Below are 18,544 nucleotides of genomic sequence, written 5' to 3'. Positions count from 1 at the left end.
ACTATTAGTGTAACCTCTAACAAGTTTAAATGCACAGAATCTTAGAAGTCAAAGCAGCCAAAAAACGCACGGAATTAGTTATCCGTACGTTTTTAATTTAATTTCGTTTCTTTACGATCCAGATGACGATCCCACTGATAGCGAGGATTAAAATTCCAAAGGCGCTCGCAATTGCTCCTAATAGCAGTCCCGGAGTTTGGTATTTCAGTTCAATCTGGTGTTTCCCAGCTTGAATGGGTGCTCCGACAAAGCCAGTGTTGACCCGACTAGTGGGCACCTGTTTGCCGTCGACGAAGAGTTTCCATCCCGTTGAATAGGGAATGGAAGTGGTCAAGACGGACTTCTTCGGGTTATTACTGATTCCTTTGACTTCGTTCTTTTTAACCTGAAGGTTTTGGAGACGGTTGCGTTGAAGTTTTTGAATCTGTTGTTCATACGAATTGCCAAACGGAACGGCGATAATCTTGGCGTGTTTAAAATTAATCTGGTGGACACCGTCAAACGTTAACTTAATTTGATTACGGCGTTTGGTGGAATACCCTAGGTTAATTAAAGCGTTTTTCTTTTGCGTGTAGTTTGAAAGATTGTCGCGTCCATACTGTGAGTAACCGTTCTTCATTCCTTTCGTTGCAGCATTAAGGGAGTACTGACCGACAAACGGAGTGTGAAGGTTCTTTCGTTTCTCGTTTAGTTTCATCATCTTCGTGTACGGTTGATTTTTGATAGCGTGCTGTCTTTTGGTCATGCTTTCCTTTGAAGCCGACGAGTAATCGTGACTCTGAATACCCTCTAATTGTAAGTAAATTTCGGCATTTTTGGTGCGGTTAGGTTGCTTAATCTTAAGGAAATATGGGACTGATTTACCAAGCGCATCCTTAGTTACCACGTGGAGACCGTCTTGATTTTGCTTCTTGGTGTCATTTTCTAATTGGACGTTTTCGGAAAGGATCTTTAAGGCGGTCTTCTGAGACGTGTGATTAATGGTTGGTTCGTTGTATTCAATACTCTTAGAATTGTTAGTGAATGCCGTTAATTTATCGTAGTTATCAAGGGTCTTTTCGTAGTCCGGTTGCACCTCATAACTAAGTTGTTTTTGGTTCTGTTTTAGCTTGGCTGATTTGATGCCCTTAATTGGCGAATCAACGTGGACCCCACTGATCATTGCTTGTTCACGTGCGGTTGGGGATAGTTTTTGGTACTGCCGGTTTGAGATCGTTTGATCCTGGGTGTAAGCAATTGGAAGTGCGTTCTTGTTTTTTAAAACGTAGGTTCCATCGGGGTCCTTTTGGTTCACGAGCGGGTTGTCAGACGCAAACAGGAGCGGCTTTTTGTCCTTACCCTTGACCATCTTGAAGCCAAAGGGTTGTGATTTGTTTTGTTGGCCCGTGCGAATAAAGAGGTACTTGACGCCCATTAGATTATCAAGGGTGGTGCGGTAGTCATTTTGAGCGACCGGAGCGTTAAAGGTCCGTTGGTTATTTTGAACAGAATTTTCAAGTTGGCCAATGGCCCCATTTTCCACCGTCAGGTATGATGAAATGTCACGGGTCGAAAATAACATCGGAATGTTGGTATTGATGTTAGAGTAGTTTGATAAGTTGACGTCGTTTCGACCAGCATAGTGGTATCGATTACCAAGTGAGGTCCGATATCCACCTAACCGTGGTTCAACGTACTGATCGGCGCCATCATAGAAATTATTGATAAAGTTAGTGGCAACGTGCTTATTAAGCATGCCCTTTGAAAAACCGGCAACGTTAGGACTGTAATAGCCAATTCCAAGTGAGATAAGGTTTACTATCAAAACGGCGGTCACACTTCCAATGGTTGTCACTGGCTTTAAATGGAAGAGCTGACTACATAGGATGACTCCCATTAAAATCAGCAGGAGGACGATTTCGCCGTAGTCATGCGCACTTAACTTCATGATGAATCCACGAGAAGCCCAAATAAACACAATGAGAGCGATGATTGCGACAATCATGACTTCTACGTCACGCTTAGTTAACGTGGTGAGATGATCTGAAAGAATTGTGGCAGCCATCCCAATTGGAAGTAAGCCCAAACACATCCACCGGTTTGATGGGGTCGATATGGCGTTAAAGACCGCTCCAAAAGCCGGAATCAGGGCACCAATGAAAACCACCAACAGGCCGATGTTTAGGTAAAGGTATTTCTTGAAGTGAGTCATCGTGTAAACAATGCCAAAAAATCCGAGTCCACTAATCCCAACAATGAGCCAGAAGCTAATGGTCAGGTAGCCATTTCCGAGAATTTTACTTGGAATGGAAAGGTAATAGTAGAGAGGATAGAAAAGATAGCCGTTCGCAAAGGTCGATGTGGTCCTCGTGGAACTCAGGGCAAATAAGAGCGTCGGAACGAAAATGACGGCACTAATCAAAATTCCCGCTAGAATGGCCGCAACCATTTTTACCAGTGAACTCACAAAATGAAAATCAGGATTTTTACGAATGCTGAAATACCTAATGATGACGTAGATAATACTGCCAAGTCCAATGATGTAGGCAAAGTAGAAGTTACTTAAAAAAGTTAAGGAAACGGCCAGCATCAGTGGGATGAAGGAATGGTTAGAAATGATGCGTTCGACGCCGTAGCAAATCAGTGGGAAGAAAATCATCGGTAGAATAAAAAAGGGATGGTGCATCCCCGAATAAAGAGTGTAACCAGCAAACGTGTAAGTTAAAGTTCCGAGTACGATACTGTATTTTTTAAAATGAAATTGTTTAATAAATAGTAAAAAGGCCAATCCGGCAACGTACAGGCGTAGGATTACCAGGAGTCCGTAACCCAGTTCCAGTAAGTGGTCTGGGAATAAAACAATCAGGTAGTTGAAGAGATCACCGACTACGTAGTACGAAAAACTGGTTAACTGATCAGCACCAAGGCTAATGTTAAACGACCAGTTGGTGAAGCCGTGGCTGGGATGGGCAAGAAATTCAGTTAGCATGTGTTTAAAGTTTACGAGAATGGGATAGTGTTGGGCAATTCCGTCCATTCCCCAAATTAGTGAGTTACCGGTTAAGTAAAACGTCCAGATGTAGGCCATGATAATAATCAGAAAAATTAGACTGTAAAAAAGCCAATCCGGACATTTTTTTAAAACTGTTTTCATTGTTTCTATTACCCCTATGTATTAGTAAAGCCGAGGAGGATCCTCGGCTTTATTGATATTAGTTATTTGTCTTTTTGGTCGTCATCTGCGTCTGATTCATCATCAGTTGGTTCCAATTTATTGACCTCTAGCCAGTTAATGAACGAGTTCTTGTAGTCAAGAACCTTAAACTGAAAGCCATCAATTGTAACAACGTCACCCACTTTAATGTGAGGATTTTGTTCGATGATGAAACCGGCAATCGTAACGATGTCAGAGTCGTCAAAAGCAGGCATCTCAACGTCGAAGTACTTTTCAAAGTCATACGTGTTTAATTTTCCGTTCACCTGGAAGGTGCCATTGGGCTGTTTAAAGATGTATTCGTTAACCTGCGGATCGATTTCGTCTCGAACGGTCCCAAACAACTCTTCGTAGATATCCTTATCGGTAATTAAACCAGACGTTCCACCGTATTCGTCGATGACCACGACAATCGGTTGGTGCATCTTAATCATTTGTTGAAGCACCATCGTAATGGGAGTGGTTTCGGGGGTGGTACTAATCTTTCGGATTAACTTTCCGACCTTAACGTTTGAATCGACCTGCGATTGTCTGACCAAATCGTAACTGTAGACATAGCCAAGGATGTTATCCTTATCGTTGTCTTTGACAACGGGAATTCGACTGAATTTCTTTTGAATGTAAACGTTGATGGCGTCTTGGACCGTATCGTTGATGTCGATCGTTACCAATTGGGTCCGGTCAATCATGATGTCCCTGGCCACTTTGTCGTTTAATTCAAACGAACGCTGCATGTACAAGTAGTCGTTTCGCTCTAGATCACCATTTTTAACGGCATCCTTTGAAAGACTCAAAATTTCTGATTGTGAGAAGGCCTCGTCGTTTTCGTTTGCCACGGGGATTCCCAGTAACTTAACTACGCCAGTTGCTGACACATTTAGTAACCACACAAATGGATAGAATAAAATGTGAAAGAAGTGAAGCGGACCAGCAATCACGCTCAAAACCTTCAGTGGCATGTCAATACTAATATTTTTAGGCACAATTTCGGTAAAGACCACTTCTAAATAGGTAAGTAAAAGTACCCCAACAATCGCACCAACACTGTGAGCGGTAGCAGGATTAACACTGAAATCCTTTAATTCCATGATGGAAACCAGGATTTCAATCACGAATGATTCACCAATCCAACCAAGAATGATTCCCGCAAGTGAAACACCTACTTGGGTTGTCGAAAGATACTCATTAAGGTTGGTTACCATTTTCATTTCACGATTAACTTTTTTCTTCTTTTTGTCACTGATATCTTCATCATCCAGTTTTTCTTGGAGGGCACTTGGCCTTGATTGGACCAGTGAGAACTCACACGCGACAAAGAATGCAGCAAAGAAGAACGTTATTAAAATAATTATTAGATCAAGTATTATCTGACCGGTATTCAAATTTCATTCCTCATTTCAAAATTTTAAACAATAAATATATTATAACGTACTTATCCATTTTTTTAAGTATTTAAGATGAGTGGCATAATTAATTGATTTTATCATAAAGCCGCTTGAATGGAAGCAATTTATTAAAATAAATTCCTTATTATGTTACGAAAAATGTTTGATTTTACGGTTTCTAAGAAAAATTAACGGTTAATACGAAAGTTATTTTGTAAGTAGCACTTTTTACCCCAATTATGAGCTAATTTCTTGTGTGAAAGGGACGATCCATCCTAGTATAGACGGTGCTAAGAGATTAGCAAATAAAATAATAAAAAGGGGTTTTAGTTATGGCAAACGATTTAAGAAAAGCTAGTTATGATCCAATGGATGACTTTTTTGGCGACTTTGGCAAGAGTTTATTAAACTCAGTTGCTGGAAGCAACAGAATGAAAACTGATGTTTTAGACCAAGGCGATGACTACGTCGTAAAGGCAGAATTACCTGGCTTTAGAAAAAATGATATTGACATCAGTTATGATAATGATACCCTATCAATTCATGCTGTTCATGACATTGACAAGGAAAACAAGGGTGACAATGGTCGGATCTTAAGTAGAGAACGTTCATCAAGTGACGTTAACCGTTCGTTTTACATCCCTGATGTTGATGAGACCAAGATTTCAGCTGATTACGATGGCGGTGTTTTAACCATTACTTTACCAAAATCACAAGATGATGAAACCCAAAACCATCACGTTGAAATCGACTAATTTAATTTAGAATAAGTGTTAAGAGATGATCCGGTTGGACCATCTCTTTTTTTAACTATTTTTAAAGCTTTGCGCTTTTCTTTCATTAGTGGTGCAAAATTTAATTCCTTCTTATACAATATTAATTAGAAATGAATTAATTACATAAGGAGGTGTAACTGTGGCAAGTGACCAGATCGATATTAATAACGTGAATTCAAGTGAGGGACTAACGAGTACGGAAGTTAAACAACAGGTGGCAGACGGTTATAAGAATACGGCGCCTAAACCACTAACGAAGTCTGTGAAACAGATCTTGGTGGAAAACATCTTTACGCTGTTTAACGTAATCAACGTAGTTCTTGGTGCGCTAGTATTCTATACCGGTAGCTATATCAACATGTTGTTCTTGGTGATTGCCATAGCGAACACTACCATCGGAATCTTTCAGGAGATTCGTTCTAAGCGCCAGGTTGACAAAATGGCGTTGTTGTCTCAGAGCAAGATCAAAGTTAGACGGAACGGAAAAATTGAACTTATTCAACCGGACCAGATTGTTTTAGGAGACATCGTTGAACTGGATCGTGGGGACCAGGTACCGGTTGACGGAGTCGTAAAACAAACCAAGGGGATTGAGGTGGATGAGTCTCAAATCACCGGTGAATCCAATCCAATTGAGAAAACCACTGGCGATGAACTGACGTCTGGTAGTTTTCTGGTTAGTGGAAAAGCATTCATGCTTGCAACTAAAGTTGGCGATAAGACCTTTGTTAACACGATTACAAACCAGGCTAAGACCGACAAGAGTAAGAACAGTGTCTTAATCTCACTGATTAAAAAAATCATCAAAATTCTGACGTTTATTATCATTCCACTTGGAGTAGCACTTTTTGTTTCCCGTTTGATGCACGGAGTGAGCGTTAATAATGCCATTCTGGGAACCGTGGCGGCCATGATTGGGATGATTCCTGAAGGATTGGTTCTTTTGACGTCAGTGACCCTCGCAATTTCTGCCTATCACCTGGCCAAAAAACGGGTCTTAGTCAGAGACCTTTCTTCCATTGAAACTCTGGCACGGGTGAACACGATCTGCCTGGATAAAACCGGGACGATTACCAGTGGCGAATTGAAATTTAAACAGATGGTGAAAGAAGCCCCTAATTACACTGATCAACAAATTGCTGAAATCATGGGCTCTTTGGTCCATGAAATTGATGACAATAACGAGACCGCTTCAGCGCTTAAAAATGAGTTCAAGCAGCACCCATACGCTGCTAGTATGATCGTGCCGTTCTCTTCAGCGAGAAAGTGGAGTGGGGCTGAGTTAGACGACAAAGGCAAATACGTCTTCGGAGCACCTCAGTTCATTTTGGATCTAACTGACAAGCAACAACAAGAAGTTAAACATTACGCCGAACAGGGTTTTCGGGTCATTGCGCTCGCCAAGGTGGACCAACTAAACGAGGATAGTATCGCGGGTAGTGAACTGATTGCTTTAATCTTGATTACGGATGTCATTCGACCAAACGCTTCTGAAACCCTGCAGTTCTTCTATAACCAGGGGGTCGACTTAAAGGTCATTTCTGGCGATGATCCGGTCACCGTTTCAAGCATTGCCAATCGGGTCGGCATTCACAATGCCTACGATTACATTGACATGACGACGATTGAAGACGACGCCGACTACCGTGATTTGGTCAAGCAGTACTTGGTGTTTGGACGGGTCAAACCCGACCAGAAACAACGGCTAATTAAGGCGCTACAAGAAAACGGTCGGACGGTTGCCATGACTGGTGATGGGGTCAACGACTTACTGGCCTTAAAGCAGTCAGACTGTGGAATCGCAATGGCATCAGGATCTGAGAGTGTCAAGAGTATTGCCGATTTTGTGATTATTGATTCCAACTTCGACGCCCTCATTAAAGTGTTAAACGAAGGTCGGAGGGTTATTAACAACATTGATAGCATCGCCTGCCTGTACCTGATTAAGACCATGTTCTCGGTCATGCTCAGCGTGCTCTTTCTGTTTTTTGCCAGAAACTATCCGTTTCAACCAATTCAACTCACTCCGATTAATGACTTAATGGTCGGAATCCCATCGTTTCTCTTGGCGCTTGAACCGAATTATCGAGCTTTAAAGGACCGCTTTGCTTCTAACATTTATGAAATTTCACTTCCAGCCGCACTAAGTGTCGTTTTCTACATTTTAGTGATTGGTGTGATTGGCGATATTTTTGGACTATTCACCTCAATTACTTCATCACTGAGTGTTTTGATTACTGGTGTCATCTGTTGGTTGGCTTTGACAATGGTTTGTCGACCATTTAACCGCTACAAACTAACCATCGTCGTTTTGAGTATCACACTCTTTTTGTCGGTGTTCATCTTTCTTGGTAAAATTTTCTCGTTGGTCACGATCTTTACGTGGTCAGTCGGAGGAATTGGATTATTATTAGCTCTTACAACTGATTTTACATTTGTTGGGGTGCAAAAGTGTGTCAGATTAGTTAGACATAAACTTTTTAACAAATAAGGATTTAGACAGATAGCGTCATGAGGGCGTTATTTGTCTTTTTAATTAACAGTTAGTGCATTATTTAACAATAGTATTCGTCAAATTAATTAATTATTTTTTAAGAGTTTAATAACCGTCAGAATAATAAGTGATAAAAATAACAATGAACCATTGCTTTTTGAAAAAGATGATGATATGATATTAGTTGTGAAGAAAATAACAAGAAAATATTGGAGGCTGGAAGTATGACAGATGCAAAGCAACAACCCAATGTTGAAGAGATCGATAAGAATATTGATGCCAAAGTTCAAAAAGCACGCATTGCCGTAGATGAGATGAGTAATTTCGACCAGGATAAGGTTGATAAGATTACCCACGCCATGGTACTTGCTGGGGTTAACGCCCACCAAAAATTAGCTAAAATGGCTTATGAAGAAACCGGACGTGGTGTTGAAGAAGACAAGGCCATTAAGAACTTGTTTGCCACCGAAGAAATTTGGCACGATATTCGTAATGATAAAACCGTTGGGATCATCTCAGAAGACTCTGAAAATGACCTGATTAAAGTTGCTGAACCACTTGGTGTTATTGCTGGAATCACTCCAGTTACTAACCCAACCTCAACTACTTTATTCAAGGCAATTATTTCAATGAAGACTAGAAACGCCATCATCTTTAGTTTGCACCCTCAAGCCCTTCAATCGTCAATTGAAGCTGCTCGAATCGTGCGTGATGCTGCGGTGAAAGCTGGTGCACCTAAGGACGCCATTCAATGGATTGAAAAGCCTAGTCGAGAAGCTACGAACGCTTTGATTCAGAACCCTGGCGTTGACATTACTCTTGCAACTGGTGGTCCTGGATTAGTTAAGGCCGCATACTCCGCTGGGAAACCAGCTTTAGGAGTTGGTCCTGGTAATGGTCCCGTTTACGTTGAAAAAACCGCCAATATCCCACGTGCCGTTAACGATATCGTTTTATCAAAGACTTTTGATAACGGGATGATCTGTGCCACTGAAAACAGTGCCGTAATCGATGCTGACATTTACAAGGATGTAAAGGAACAGCTAGAATTAAACCGGGTTTACTTTGTTCCAGAAAAAGAAAAACAAAAATTAACTGACGCCATGTTTGACAGCAAGCGTCTTAGTGTTAAGGGTCCAATTGCTGGTGCCACTGCGCAACAAATTGCTGACATGGCTAAGATCAAGATCCCAGAAGACACTCAAGTGCTTGCCGTTGAGATGACCGGAATTGGTCCTAAGTACCCAATGTCAGGGGAAAAATTATCACCAGTTCTTTCGGTCTACAAGTCAAAAGACCACAAGGATGCTTTCAGAATTTGTGCTGAGCTTCTAAACTACGGTGGATTAGGCCATACCGCAGCAATTCAAACCTCAGATGATCAATTGGCCGTTGACTTTGGGGTGGCCGTTAAGGCTTCGAGAGTGATCGTTAACTCACCATCTGGTCTTGCTGGAGTTGGTAACTTGTACAACAACATGACCCCATCACTTACGCTTGGGACTGGATCATGGGGTAAAAACTCAATCTCCCATAACGTTACTGATTATGACTTGTTGAACATTAAAACTATCGCAAAGAGAAGAAATAATATGCAATGGATTAAACTACCTCGAATCTACTTCGAAAAGAACTCAGTTCGCTACCTCCACGACATGCCTGGTATTAAGAAGGCCTTTATTGTTACTAGTCCTTCCATGGTTAAATATCACTACGTTGACAAAGTCTTAGATGAATTGAACCGAAGAGAAGATGACGTCCAATACTACATCTTCGATGACATTCATGGTGAACCAACAACTGACATGGTTAACGCTGGGGTTACCCAAATGAACGCCTTTAAGCCAGATACCATCATCGCCCTTGGTGGAGGATCACCACTTGATGCCGCTAAGATGATGTGGTTAATTTACGAAAACCCTGAGACTGACTTCTTTGGTGCTAAACAGAAGTTCTTGGATATCAGAAAACGTGCTTACAGGTACAACAAACCAGAAAAATCACAAATGGTTGCCATTCCAAGTACTTCTGGAACTGGTTCAGAAGTAACACCATTCTCAGTTATTACTGATTCAAAGCTTCACGTTAAGTATCCATTAGCTGACTACGCTTTGACACCTGACGTTGCCATTGTTGATCCACAGTTTGTTAAGACGGTACCAAAGGGCACCATTGCTGCCTCAGGACTTGATGCCTTAACTCACGCGATTGAGTCATACGTCTCAACCATGGCTTCAGATTACACTCGTCCGATGTCACTTCAGGCCATCAAGATGATTTTTGATAACTTGACTGACTCGTACAACGGTAACATGGAAGCTCGAGACAAGATGCATACCGCCTCAACGATCGCCGGAATGGCATTTGCGAACGCTTTCCTTGGAATTACCCACTCAATTGCCCATAAGATTGGTGGACAATTCGGGATCACCCATGGGCTTGCCATCGCCATTACTTTGCCACACGTTATCAGATATAACTTCAAGAAACCAAAGAAGATTGCCACATGGCCTAAGTACGAATCATTTAGAGCCGACGACGATTACGCTAACATCGCTCGCTACCTTGGTCTTCCTGGAAACTCCAATGAAGAATTGAAGGAAGCCTTGGTTCACCGCTTCATCGAATTAGCTCACTCGGTTGGAGTTGAACTTGATCTGAAGTCACAAGGTGTAAGCAAACAAGAGTTAGAAGCAGCTGCCGATCATCTTGCCGAACTGGCATATGCGGATCAATGTACAACTGCTAACCCGAAAGAACCACTAATCGCAGATCTCAAGAAGATGATTCTTGACGAATACGAAGGTGTTGGGGTTGAGACTCAAACTGACAAAGAAGTTTAGTTTCTAAGTCATTAAAAAATTAAAAGTAGGAATTCCGTTTGGAATTCCTACTTTTTTTGTGCAATTGATTTGGTTAAAACGTTGATTAATTCTTGCTCTTCGGGTGAAAGAACGTGACTTTTACGAAAGGCCACCGAAACATAAAACGGGGGTAAATCTTCATCGTCAATGGGGATAGAAACGAGGTTGTCAGAAGGTTTAATGGCTTTACTAACCAGAAAGGTGATCCCCACGTCTTCAGAGACTAATTGTTTGGCTAGCTCAATGTCAGACGTTTGATACTTAATTTTGGTGTGAATGGCGTGAAGCTTAGACAGATCCGAAAAGACCTGAGTGTGAACGAAGTCACTGGAGAGGCCCACAAACTCTTCGTTTTTGAGGTCGGCAAATTTAACGGAGTGAGCGTCTGCCAGTGGTGACTGTCGATTAACGACCAGCATGAAGTGGTCTTTGGTTAAAACCGTCGCGTCGATCTCACTACTTTCAAGCGGTTTGGATGATCCTAGAAGTGCTAAGTCGATTCGACCGTCTTTTAATTCCCCTAAAAGCTTTTTGGAACCACTCTCTGAGTTATCAAGATCATTTAGGATTCCAAGTGAAAATAGTTTAGACGCCAGCTTGGGAAAATAGTAGTTCCCAATGATTGGTGGAAGACCAAATCGAATGACATGGTCACTGATGCTGCCCATTTCGTTGTTAATTTTGTCTACTTCCTTCATAATTACCTGGACGTGTTTTTCAAGGTCGACGCCGGCCTTAGTGAGTTTAATTTGGTGGTGGGCCTGATTTCGATTAATTAATTCGACGTTGAAGTTATCCTCTAAACGCTTAATGGCCATGGTAATCGTGGGCTGTTTAACGTGATAATACTTAGAAACGTCGGTGTAATTTTTAAGCTCGGTTAACTTGTTGAAGTACATTAAATCTTTTAGCTTCATGATGACCTCATATAAATTAAATTTATGAATAAATCGTGTTTGACTATCTTTTTGATAGTGAATTAGTATTTAAAAGAATCAATTACAGACTATTTTACTACAAAAAGGAGTCTTAAAATATGGCTAAAGGTGAAGAAATATTGAACAATCCCTTTATCAATAAAGGGACTGCATTTACTGATGATGAACGAAAGACATTAGGACTGGTGGGGATGCTTCCACCGAACGTTCAAACTTTGGGCGAACAGGTTGAAAACGTTTATGACGAATACCAACACAAGGGTAGTGACCTTGAAAAACGCATCTACTTGATGAGTATTTTCAACGAAAATCGGGTTCTATTCTATGCTACCTTCGCTAAACATGTCACTGAATTCATGCCAGTCGTTTACGACCCAACGATTGCTGACTCAATTGAAAACTATTCCAGATTGTACGTTAACCCACAAAACGCGGCGTTTTTATCAATCAATCACGATGACCCTGAAACGATCCGTGAAAGTTTAAAGAACACTGCTTCCGGACGCAATATCAAGTTGATCGTTGTAACCGATGGCGAAGGAATCCTTGGAATTGGTGACTGGGGAACTCAAGGAATTGACATCCCAGTTGGTAAATTAATGGTTTACAGTGCCGCTGCTGGCATTGACCCATCTGAAGTCCTACCAGTGGTCTTAGACGTTGGAACTACTAACAAGAGTTTACTCGACAATCCACTCTACCTTGGTAATCACCAGGACCGCGATTACGGTCAAAAGTACTACGACTTCGTTGACAAGTTTGTAAAAGAAGCAGAAGACTTATTTCCTAATTTATACTTGCACTTTGAAGACTTTGGGCGTGCCAACGCTTCAAACATCCTTGATAAGTACAAGGATGACTACTTGGTCTTTAACGATGACATCCAGGGAACTGGAATTATCGTCCTTGCTGGTGTCTTAGGTGGCCTTAAGATTTCTGGTGAAAAGATGACCGATCAGAAGTACCTGTGCTTTGGTGCCGGAACTGCCGGCGTCGGAATTGCCGAACGGGTTTGTGAAGAGATGGTGCAAGCTGGCTTATCCGAGGAAGAAGCTAAGAAGCATTTCTACATGGTTGATAAGCAAGGACTCTTGTTTGACGACATGTCCGACCTAACTCCTGGACAAAAAGAGTTTGCGAGAAGTCGTTCTGAATTCTCTGACTCAGAAAACCTGACCGACTTACTCTCAATTGTGAAGGCTGTTCATCCATCAATCATGGTTGGAACTTCTACTCAACACGGCGCATTTACTGAAGATGTTATTAAGGAAATGGCCGCTCATACTGACCGTCCAATTATCATGCCAATCTCAAACCCAACTAAGTTGGCTGAAGCAACTGCTTCCGATTTGATCAAATGGACTGATGGTCGTGCCTTAGTCGCTACTGGTGTTCCAAGTGCACCCGTTGAATACAACGGAGTTAAGTACGAGATTGGACAGGCTAACAACGCCTTAGTCTACCCAGGAATTGGTTTGGGTGCCATTGCAGCTACCGCCACTAAACTTAACGACGACATGATTAGTGCTGCTGCTCACTCTCTTGGTGGCATTGTGGATTCAACGGTTCCTGGGGCTGCCATTTTGCCACCAGTTGACCAGTTAACTGAATTCTCTGAGACCGTTGCGATTGCTGTTGCTCAGAGTGCAGTTGATCAAAACATTACTAGAGAAAAGATTACGGACGTTAAGTCAGCCGTTGATGACGAAAAATGGTATCCAAAATACCCAGATTTAACTAATTTAAACAAATAATTGGAGGAATGTTACATTGGCAGCGTTTATTACTTCACTAGAAAGTGTTGCTGAGATTGTCATTGTCATTGCACTTGGATATTTCTTGAGAAAGTCGGGAAAATTCGCCGACAGTTTCAAGGGAAACATCTCATTCTTAATCATGAATGTGGCTTTGCCCATTTCAATCTTCGTATCAGTATTAGATAATTTGACCCGTGGAAAGTTAGTCGGGCTAGCTGGCGGACTGTTATACACCGTAATTAGTTTTGCGTTAGGTTACGTTGTCGCCATTGCCCTAGTCTACATCCTAAAAATTAGAAGGGGTCGTAGGGGAACTTTCATTAACATGGCGGTGAACGCCAACACCATCTTCATTGGGCTGCCTTTGAACTTGGCACTGTTTGGAACTTCTGGGATGACTTACTTCCTGATTTACTATGTAATGAACACCATCTCAACTTGGGCCATCGGAATCTTCTTCATCTCAGGAGATGATCCCACCAAGAAGAAGGGTGAAAGCAAGGGGAACTTTAACTGGAAGAAGTTGCTTCCAGCTCCACTGATTGGTTTCTTGGTTGCGTTAGTTTGGATTCTGATTGTTAACGTTAAGTTGCCAATGTGGATCGACAAGACCTGTAACATGATTGGTGGTCTTGTAACACCATTATCCTTAATCTACATTGGGATTATTTTGGCCGATGCCGGTCTTTCATCAATTCACTTTGATAAGGATTCCATTGCCGCACTACTTGCTCGTTTCGTGATTGCTCCGGCAATTATGATTGGAACCTTACTGGTCTTCATGCACACCGGTGCTGGGATTCCAAACATCGAATTTGGCACCTTAGTAATTCAATCTGCCACCCCTGGTTTGGCTGTGCTTCCAATTCTGGTTAGTCAGTCCCATGGTGACGTTGATTACGCTACTAACCTGGTTGTAACCAGTACGATTCTGTTTGTGATCGTCGTTCCAATCTTGATGGCCATTATCAACTTCATTGTATAAGTAAGTAATTAATAAAGAAGTCAGACGTTCAATCTGGCTTCTTTTTTGTGTGCCATGCCACGGTCCCGGTTTGAAAGTGGTAACGTAGAAGTATGCACAATTTCATTTATTAATTAATTGGAGGGATTAAACAGTGACCGCATTTATTGCCTCACTAGAGAGTGTCGCTGAGATTGTTATTATTATTGCTTTAGGGTATTTTCTTCGTCGTTCCAACAAAATGACGGATGGTTTTAAGGGAAATGTTTCGTTCTTAATTATGAACATTGCCTTACCAGTTTCGATTTTTATTTCCGTTTTGGATAATTTGAATCGGGGAAAATTAGTTGGACTAGTTGGCGGACTACTATACACGTTGATTAGTTTTACCCTGGGTTATGTAATCGCAATCGCATTGGTTTTTGTTTTAAGGATCAGAAGGGGTCGAAGAGGGGCCTTTATCAACATGTCGGTCAACGCCAACACGATTTTTATGGGATTACCCTTAAACATTGCGTTGTTTGGAAACGCCGGGATGACGTATTTCTTGGTCTACTATGTGATGAACACCGTCTCAACCTGGGCGATCGGAATCTTCTTCATTTCAGGAGATGACCCAACGAAACAAAGGGGAAAAAAGAAAAAGAAGGTTACCCTCAAACAGATTTTACCGCCGCCACTGGTTGGATTTATCTTAGGTTTGGCGTGGATTTTGATCGTGAACGTCAAATTGCCAGCTTGGATTGATAAGACCTGCAACATGATTGGTGGATTAGTGACACCGTTGGCATTGATCTACATTGGAATCATTTTAGCCGATGCCGGCTTATCTTCAATTCATTTTGATAAGGATACCATTGCCGGACTGGTAGGAAGATTTGTGATTGCGCCAGCAATCATGATTGGAACCCTCTTAGCGTTTATGCATTTTGGCGTGAACATGGCCTTTCCAGAGTTTGGGACGTTGGTAATTCAGTCGGCAACGCCCGAACTAGCGGTTTTGCCGATTTTAGTTAGTCAATCCCATGGGGACGTGGACTATGCCACTAATTTAGTGGTAACCAGCACCGTGCTGTTCGTTATCGTGGTTCCGATCCTGATGGAAATTATTAATTTTATTATGTAAGTAAAAGAAGCTATTGGATGGCTTCTTTTTTAGTTATATATTTATAATGTGGGAAATTATTTTAGTAGGAGTGAGAGACATGAACGATAAAATTGCAAAGGTAAAAGAGTACGCCAAAGAGAACATGAGTAAGGATAAGAGTGGACACGGATTTGACCACATCCAACGGGTCGCAAACATGGTCTTACAATTGATGGGGACCGAACCAGCTAACGGTGAGATTGCCCTTTCAGCTGCTTACTTACATGACGTTTTTGACGATAAATTGGTGGATGATCCGGACGCTAAAAGGGAGGAAGTCAAAAATAAATTAGCTGAATTTGGCTTTAGTTCTGATGAGATTTTGCAAGTGATGGACATCATTAACCACATGTCTTTTAGTGACAACATTGAACACAAACAACCGTTATCAAAAGAGGGTCAAATCGTTCAAGATGCTGATCGATTAGATGCTTTGGGTGCGATTGGAATTGCGCGGGCCTTTCAGTATGGCGGGGCACATCATCTGACCATTTATGATCCGACAATTAAGCCACGGACATTAACTACTAAAGCAGATTATCGCAACGCAACTGACGATACCACCATTAATCATTTTTACGAAAAGTTGTTTAAGATTGCTTCCGATTTAAATACCGAGGTTGCTAAACGAATTGGAAAGAAGAGAACTCAGTACATGCGTGAATTTGTTGCTGAATTTAAAAACGAATGGGATGGATAAAAAACGCCGATCCAAAGGGATCGACGTTTTTAGTTTATTCGGTAATATCAGCAAAGGTTCCGTTGACTAATCGTTTGACGTCTTCGGCATTTACTTTAACAGAACGACCAATCTGACCGGATGACACAATGATGTCACCCTGTTTTTGGGCTTCTTCATCAATATAGATGGGATAACCCTTTTGTTCATAAATTCCGATGGGGGTATTTGCACCGTGCTCATATCCAGTCGTATTAACTAAGTCTTTTAGGGGAACCATGCCCACTTTTTTGTTGCCAGAAGCCTTGGCTAACTTTTTGTAACTTAAGCGTTCATCTAAGGGAACCACTCCAATGACGGGACCAGTTGTTTTTCCAGTCAGTGCTAACGTTTTGTAGATTAAATGTTGATCAACGTCAGCTTCGTTAGTGGTGATTTGTTGAACGTCTCCCTCTTGATGGGTGGCAAAAATCATCTGTTGAAAAGGAATATTGTGTTTTTCAAGGATTTGTTCGACTAAGGTTTTGTGGACTTGATTCTTTTTTTTCTTTGACAAATGGCTCACCTCTCGGAGGTATTTTATCATATTAATAAAATATAAGTAAAAATTTCATTTACTTTTAATTCTTATTTATGTAGAATCAACGTGGAAGGAGATGCAAAGGAAAATGAGTGAGAAAGATGAAAAAAAAGCACCAAAGAAAAAGCATGCCCTAATTGAGTATGCGAATGGTAAATCCCTCCAAGAAATTAACGGAAGCGTTGATGTCCCTGAAGGATTAGGATTTTGGAAAACATTATTCATGTATTCAGGACCAGGCGCGTTAGTTGCGGTGGGGTACATGGATCCCGGAAATTGGTCAACTTCAATTACCGGTGGTCAGAACTTTGGATACTTGCTGATGTCAATTATCTTGATTTCAAGTTTGATCGCGATGTTACTTCAATACATGGCGGCTAAACTTGGTATCGTGACACAAATGGATTTAGCGCAGGCGATTCGTGCAAGAAGTAGTAAGACATTAGGGGTTATCCTTTGGATAACAACTGAGTTAGCAATTATGGCGACCGATATCGCGGAAGTTATCGGGGCAGCGATTGCGTTGTACTTGCTATTCCATATTCCATTGTTGATTGCCGTTTTAATTACGGTTCTTGATGTTTTGGTACTGTTACTACTTACAAGTATTGGATTTAGAAAGATTGAAGCCATTGTTGTTTGTTTGATTTGTGTTATTTTCTTGGTGTTTGCCTACGAAGTAACCCTTTCAAACCCACAGTGGTCAAAGGTTTTCTTAAACTTAGTTCCAAACATCAAAACCGTTCAAACCCATCCATTTGTAGGTGGTCAAACTCCATTAAGTGGTGCCTTAGGTATCATCGGAGCCACCGTTATGCCGCATAATCTATACTTACATTCTGCCATTTCGCAAACTCGTAAGACTGATAATAACGACGAGGATTCAGTGGCACGCTCAGTTAAATTTTCAGCTTGGGATTCCAACATCCAATTGACAATGGCGTTCTTTGTTAACGCATTGTTATTGATTATGGGGGTTGCGGTCTTCAAGTCTGGTGCCGTTAAAGACCCATCATTCTTTGGTTTGTTTGCTGCCTTAAAGAATCCTGATTTTATGACCAACCCATTACTAGCAAGTGTTGCTAAAACCGGAGTTCTTTCAATCCTGTTTGCCGTGGCTTTGCTTGCTTCTGGTCAAAACTCCACTATCACTGGTACTTTGACTGGTCAGGTTGTTATGGAAGGTTTCATCCATATGAGAATGCCTTTGTGGGCTCGTCGTTTGGTAACCCGTGTCATTTCAATCATCCCAGTTGTTATTTGTGTACTTTTGAGTAGTGGAAAACCAGCCATTGAAGAGCATGAAGCGCTTAATACTCTGATGAACAACTCACAGGTCTTCTTGGCGTTTGCTTTACCATTCTCCATGTTGCCGCTTCTGATCTTTACCGATAGTAAATTTGAAATGCGTGGAAAACGGTTCGTTAATGCCCTTTGGGTTAAAATTGCTGGTTGGGTATCTGTGATTGCTTTGACTTTCTTGAATCTGTATGGTTTGCCAAGTCAGATTGTCAGCTTCTTTGGTGATAATCCAACTCCAGCTCAAACCGATATGGGGAACTGGATTGCCTACATCTTGATTGTTTTAGTTCTGGCCCTCTTGACTTGGGTCGTTTGGGACTTGTACAAGAGTAATAAACGATTCATGGAGGAACATAAGAACGCGAAAAAAGAAGTCGATCAGTACGAATAATTAATTAGAAAAATAGAACTTCGATTTGATCGGAGCTCTATTTTTTTAGCCAAAATTTATTATTTTTAATATGT

At 41.4% G+C, this 18,544-nt stretch carries 12 protein-coding genes; 8 read left to right on the top strand and 4 right to left on the bottom strand.

Annotated features, from left to right (window positions below; genetic code table 11):
• Positions 1 to 97: 97 nt before the first annotated feature.
• Positions 98 to 3,133, bottom strand: coding sequence for a YfhO family protein (locus tag AC6UD4_RS04610; RefSeq protein ID WP_500694100.1), 3,036 nt, complete (start codon positions 3,131 to 3,133; stop codon positions 98 to 100).
• 62 nt (positions 3,134 to 3,195) lie between these two features.
• Positions 3,196 to 4,575: a hemolysin family protein gene (locus AC6UD4_RS04605; RefSeq protein ID WP_500694099.1), complete on the bottom strand. Its 1,380-nt coding sequence runs from the start codon at positions 4,573 to 4,575 to the stop codon at positions 3,196 to 3,198.
• A gap of 335 nt (positions 4,576 to 4,910) precedes the next feature.
• On the opposite strand from AC6UD4_RS04605, the gene AC6UD4_RS04600 reads away from it, so the two are divergent.
• The 3 genes from AC6UD4_RS04600 to adhE all read left to right on the top strand — a co-directional run bounded on the left by AC6UD4_RS04600 (position 4,911) and on the right by adhE (position 10,691).
• Positions 4,911 to 5,333, top strand: a complete 423-nt coding sequence (locus AC6UD4_RS04600; protein WP_500694098.1) for an Hsp20/alpha crystallin family protein — start codon at positions 4,911 to 4,913, stop codon at positions 5,331 to 5,333.
• A gap of 160 nt (positions 5,334 to 5,493) precedes the next feature.
• A complete protein-coding gene (locus AC6UD4_RS04595; RefSeq protein WP_500694097.1) occupies positions 5,494 to 7,845 on the top strand; it encodes an HAD-IC family P-type ATPase in 2,352 nt (783 codons plus the stop codon).
• Between the two features lie 227 nt (positions 7,846 to 8,072).
• Complete coding sequence (gene adhE, locus AC6UD4_RS04590) at positions 8,073 to 10,691, top strand: bifunctional acetaldehyde-CoA/alcohol dehydrogenase (protein WP_500694096.1); 2,619 nt, start codon at positions 8,073 to 8,075, stop codon at positions 10,689 to 10,691.
• A 47-nt stretch (positions 10,692 to 10,738) separates the two neighbouring features.
• Here adhE and AC6UD4_RS04585 read toward each other — a convergent pair whose 3' ends face one another.
• Complete coding sequence (locus tag AC6UD4_RS04585) at positions 10,739 to 11,629, bottom strand: LysR family transcriptional regulator (RefSeq protein ID WP_500694095.1); 891 nt, start codon at positions 11,627 to 11,629, stop codon at positions 10,739 to 10,741.
• A gap of 119 nt (positions 11,630 to 11,748) precedes the next feature.
• Between AC6UD4_RS04585 and AC6UD4_RS04580 the strand changes: the two genes are divergently transcribed.
• The 4 genes from AC6UD4_RS04580 (at position 11,749) to AC6UD4_RS04565 (ending at position 16,218) form a co-directional block, all read left to right on the top strand.
• Positions 11,749 to 13,404 (top strand): malolactic enzyme, encoded by a 1,656-nt coding sequence (locus AC6UD4_RS04580; protein ID WP_500694094.1) that lies wholly within the window; start codon positions 11,749 to 11,751, stop codon positions 13,402 to 13,404.
• 16 nt (positions 13,405 to 13,420) lie between these two features.
• Positions 13,421 to 14,392 (top strand): AEC family transporter, encoded by a 972-nt coding sequence (locus AC6UD4_RS04575; RefSeq protein ID WP_500694093.1) that lies wholly within the window; start codon positions 13,421 to 13,423, stop codon positions 14,390 to 14,392.
• Between the two features lie 133 nt (positions 14,393 to 14,525).
• Positions 14,526 to 15,497, top strand: coding sequence for an AEC family transporter (locus AC6UD4_RS04570; RefSeq protein WP_500694092.1), 972 nt, complete (start codon positions 14,526 to 14,528; stop codon positions 15,495 to 15,497).
• Positions 15,498 to 15,576: 79 nt separating this feature from the next.
• Positions 15,577 to 16,218 carry an HD domain-containing protein gene (locus tag AC6UD4_RS04565; RefSeq protein WP_500694091.1) on the top strand — a complete coding sequence of 214 codons (642 nt, stop codon included), beginning with the start codon at positions 15,577 to 15,579 and terminating at the stop codon, positions 16,216 to 16,218.
• A 34-nt stretch (positions 16,219 to 16,252) separates the two neighbouring features.
• Here the strand turns inward: AC6UD4_RS04565 and AC6UD4_RS04560 are convergent, their stop codons facing one another.
• A complete protein-coding gene (locus AC6UD4_RS04560; protein WP_500694090.1) occupies positions 16,253 to 16,753 on the bottom strand; it encodes an aminoacyl-tRNA deacylase in 501 nt (166 codons plus the stop codon).
• 112 nt (positions 16,754 to 16,865) lie between these two features.
• Here AC6UD4_RS04560 and AC6UD4_RS04555 point away from each other — a divergent pair, with 112 nt between their 5' ends.
• A complete protein-coding gene (locus AC6UD4_RS04555) occupies positions 16,866 to 18,470 on the top strand; it encodes an Nramp family divalent metal transporter (protein ID WP_500694089.1) in 1,605 nt (534 codons plus the stop codon).
• Positions 18,471 to 18,544: the final 74 nt, after the last annotated feature.

The organism is Fructilactobacillus sp. X3R5C2, assembly GCF_059901175.1.
Note: the sequence above shows the minus strand (reverse complement) of the source record. Positions and strands in the feature narration are given on the sequence as shown.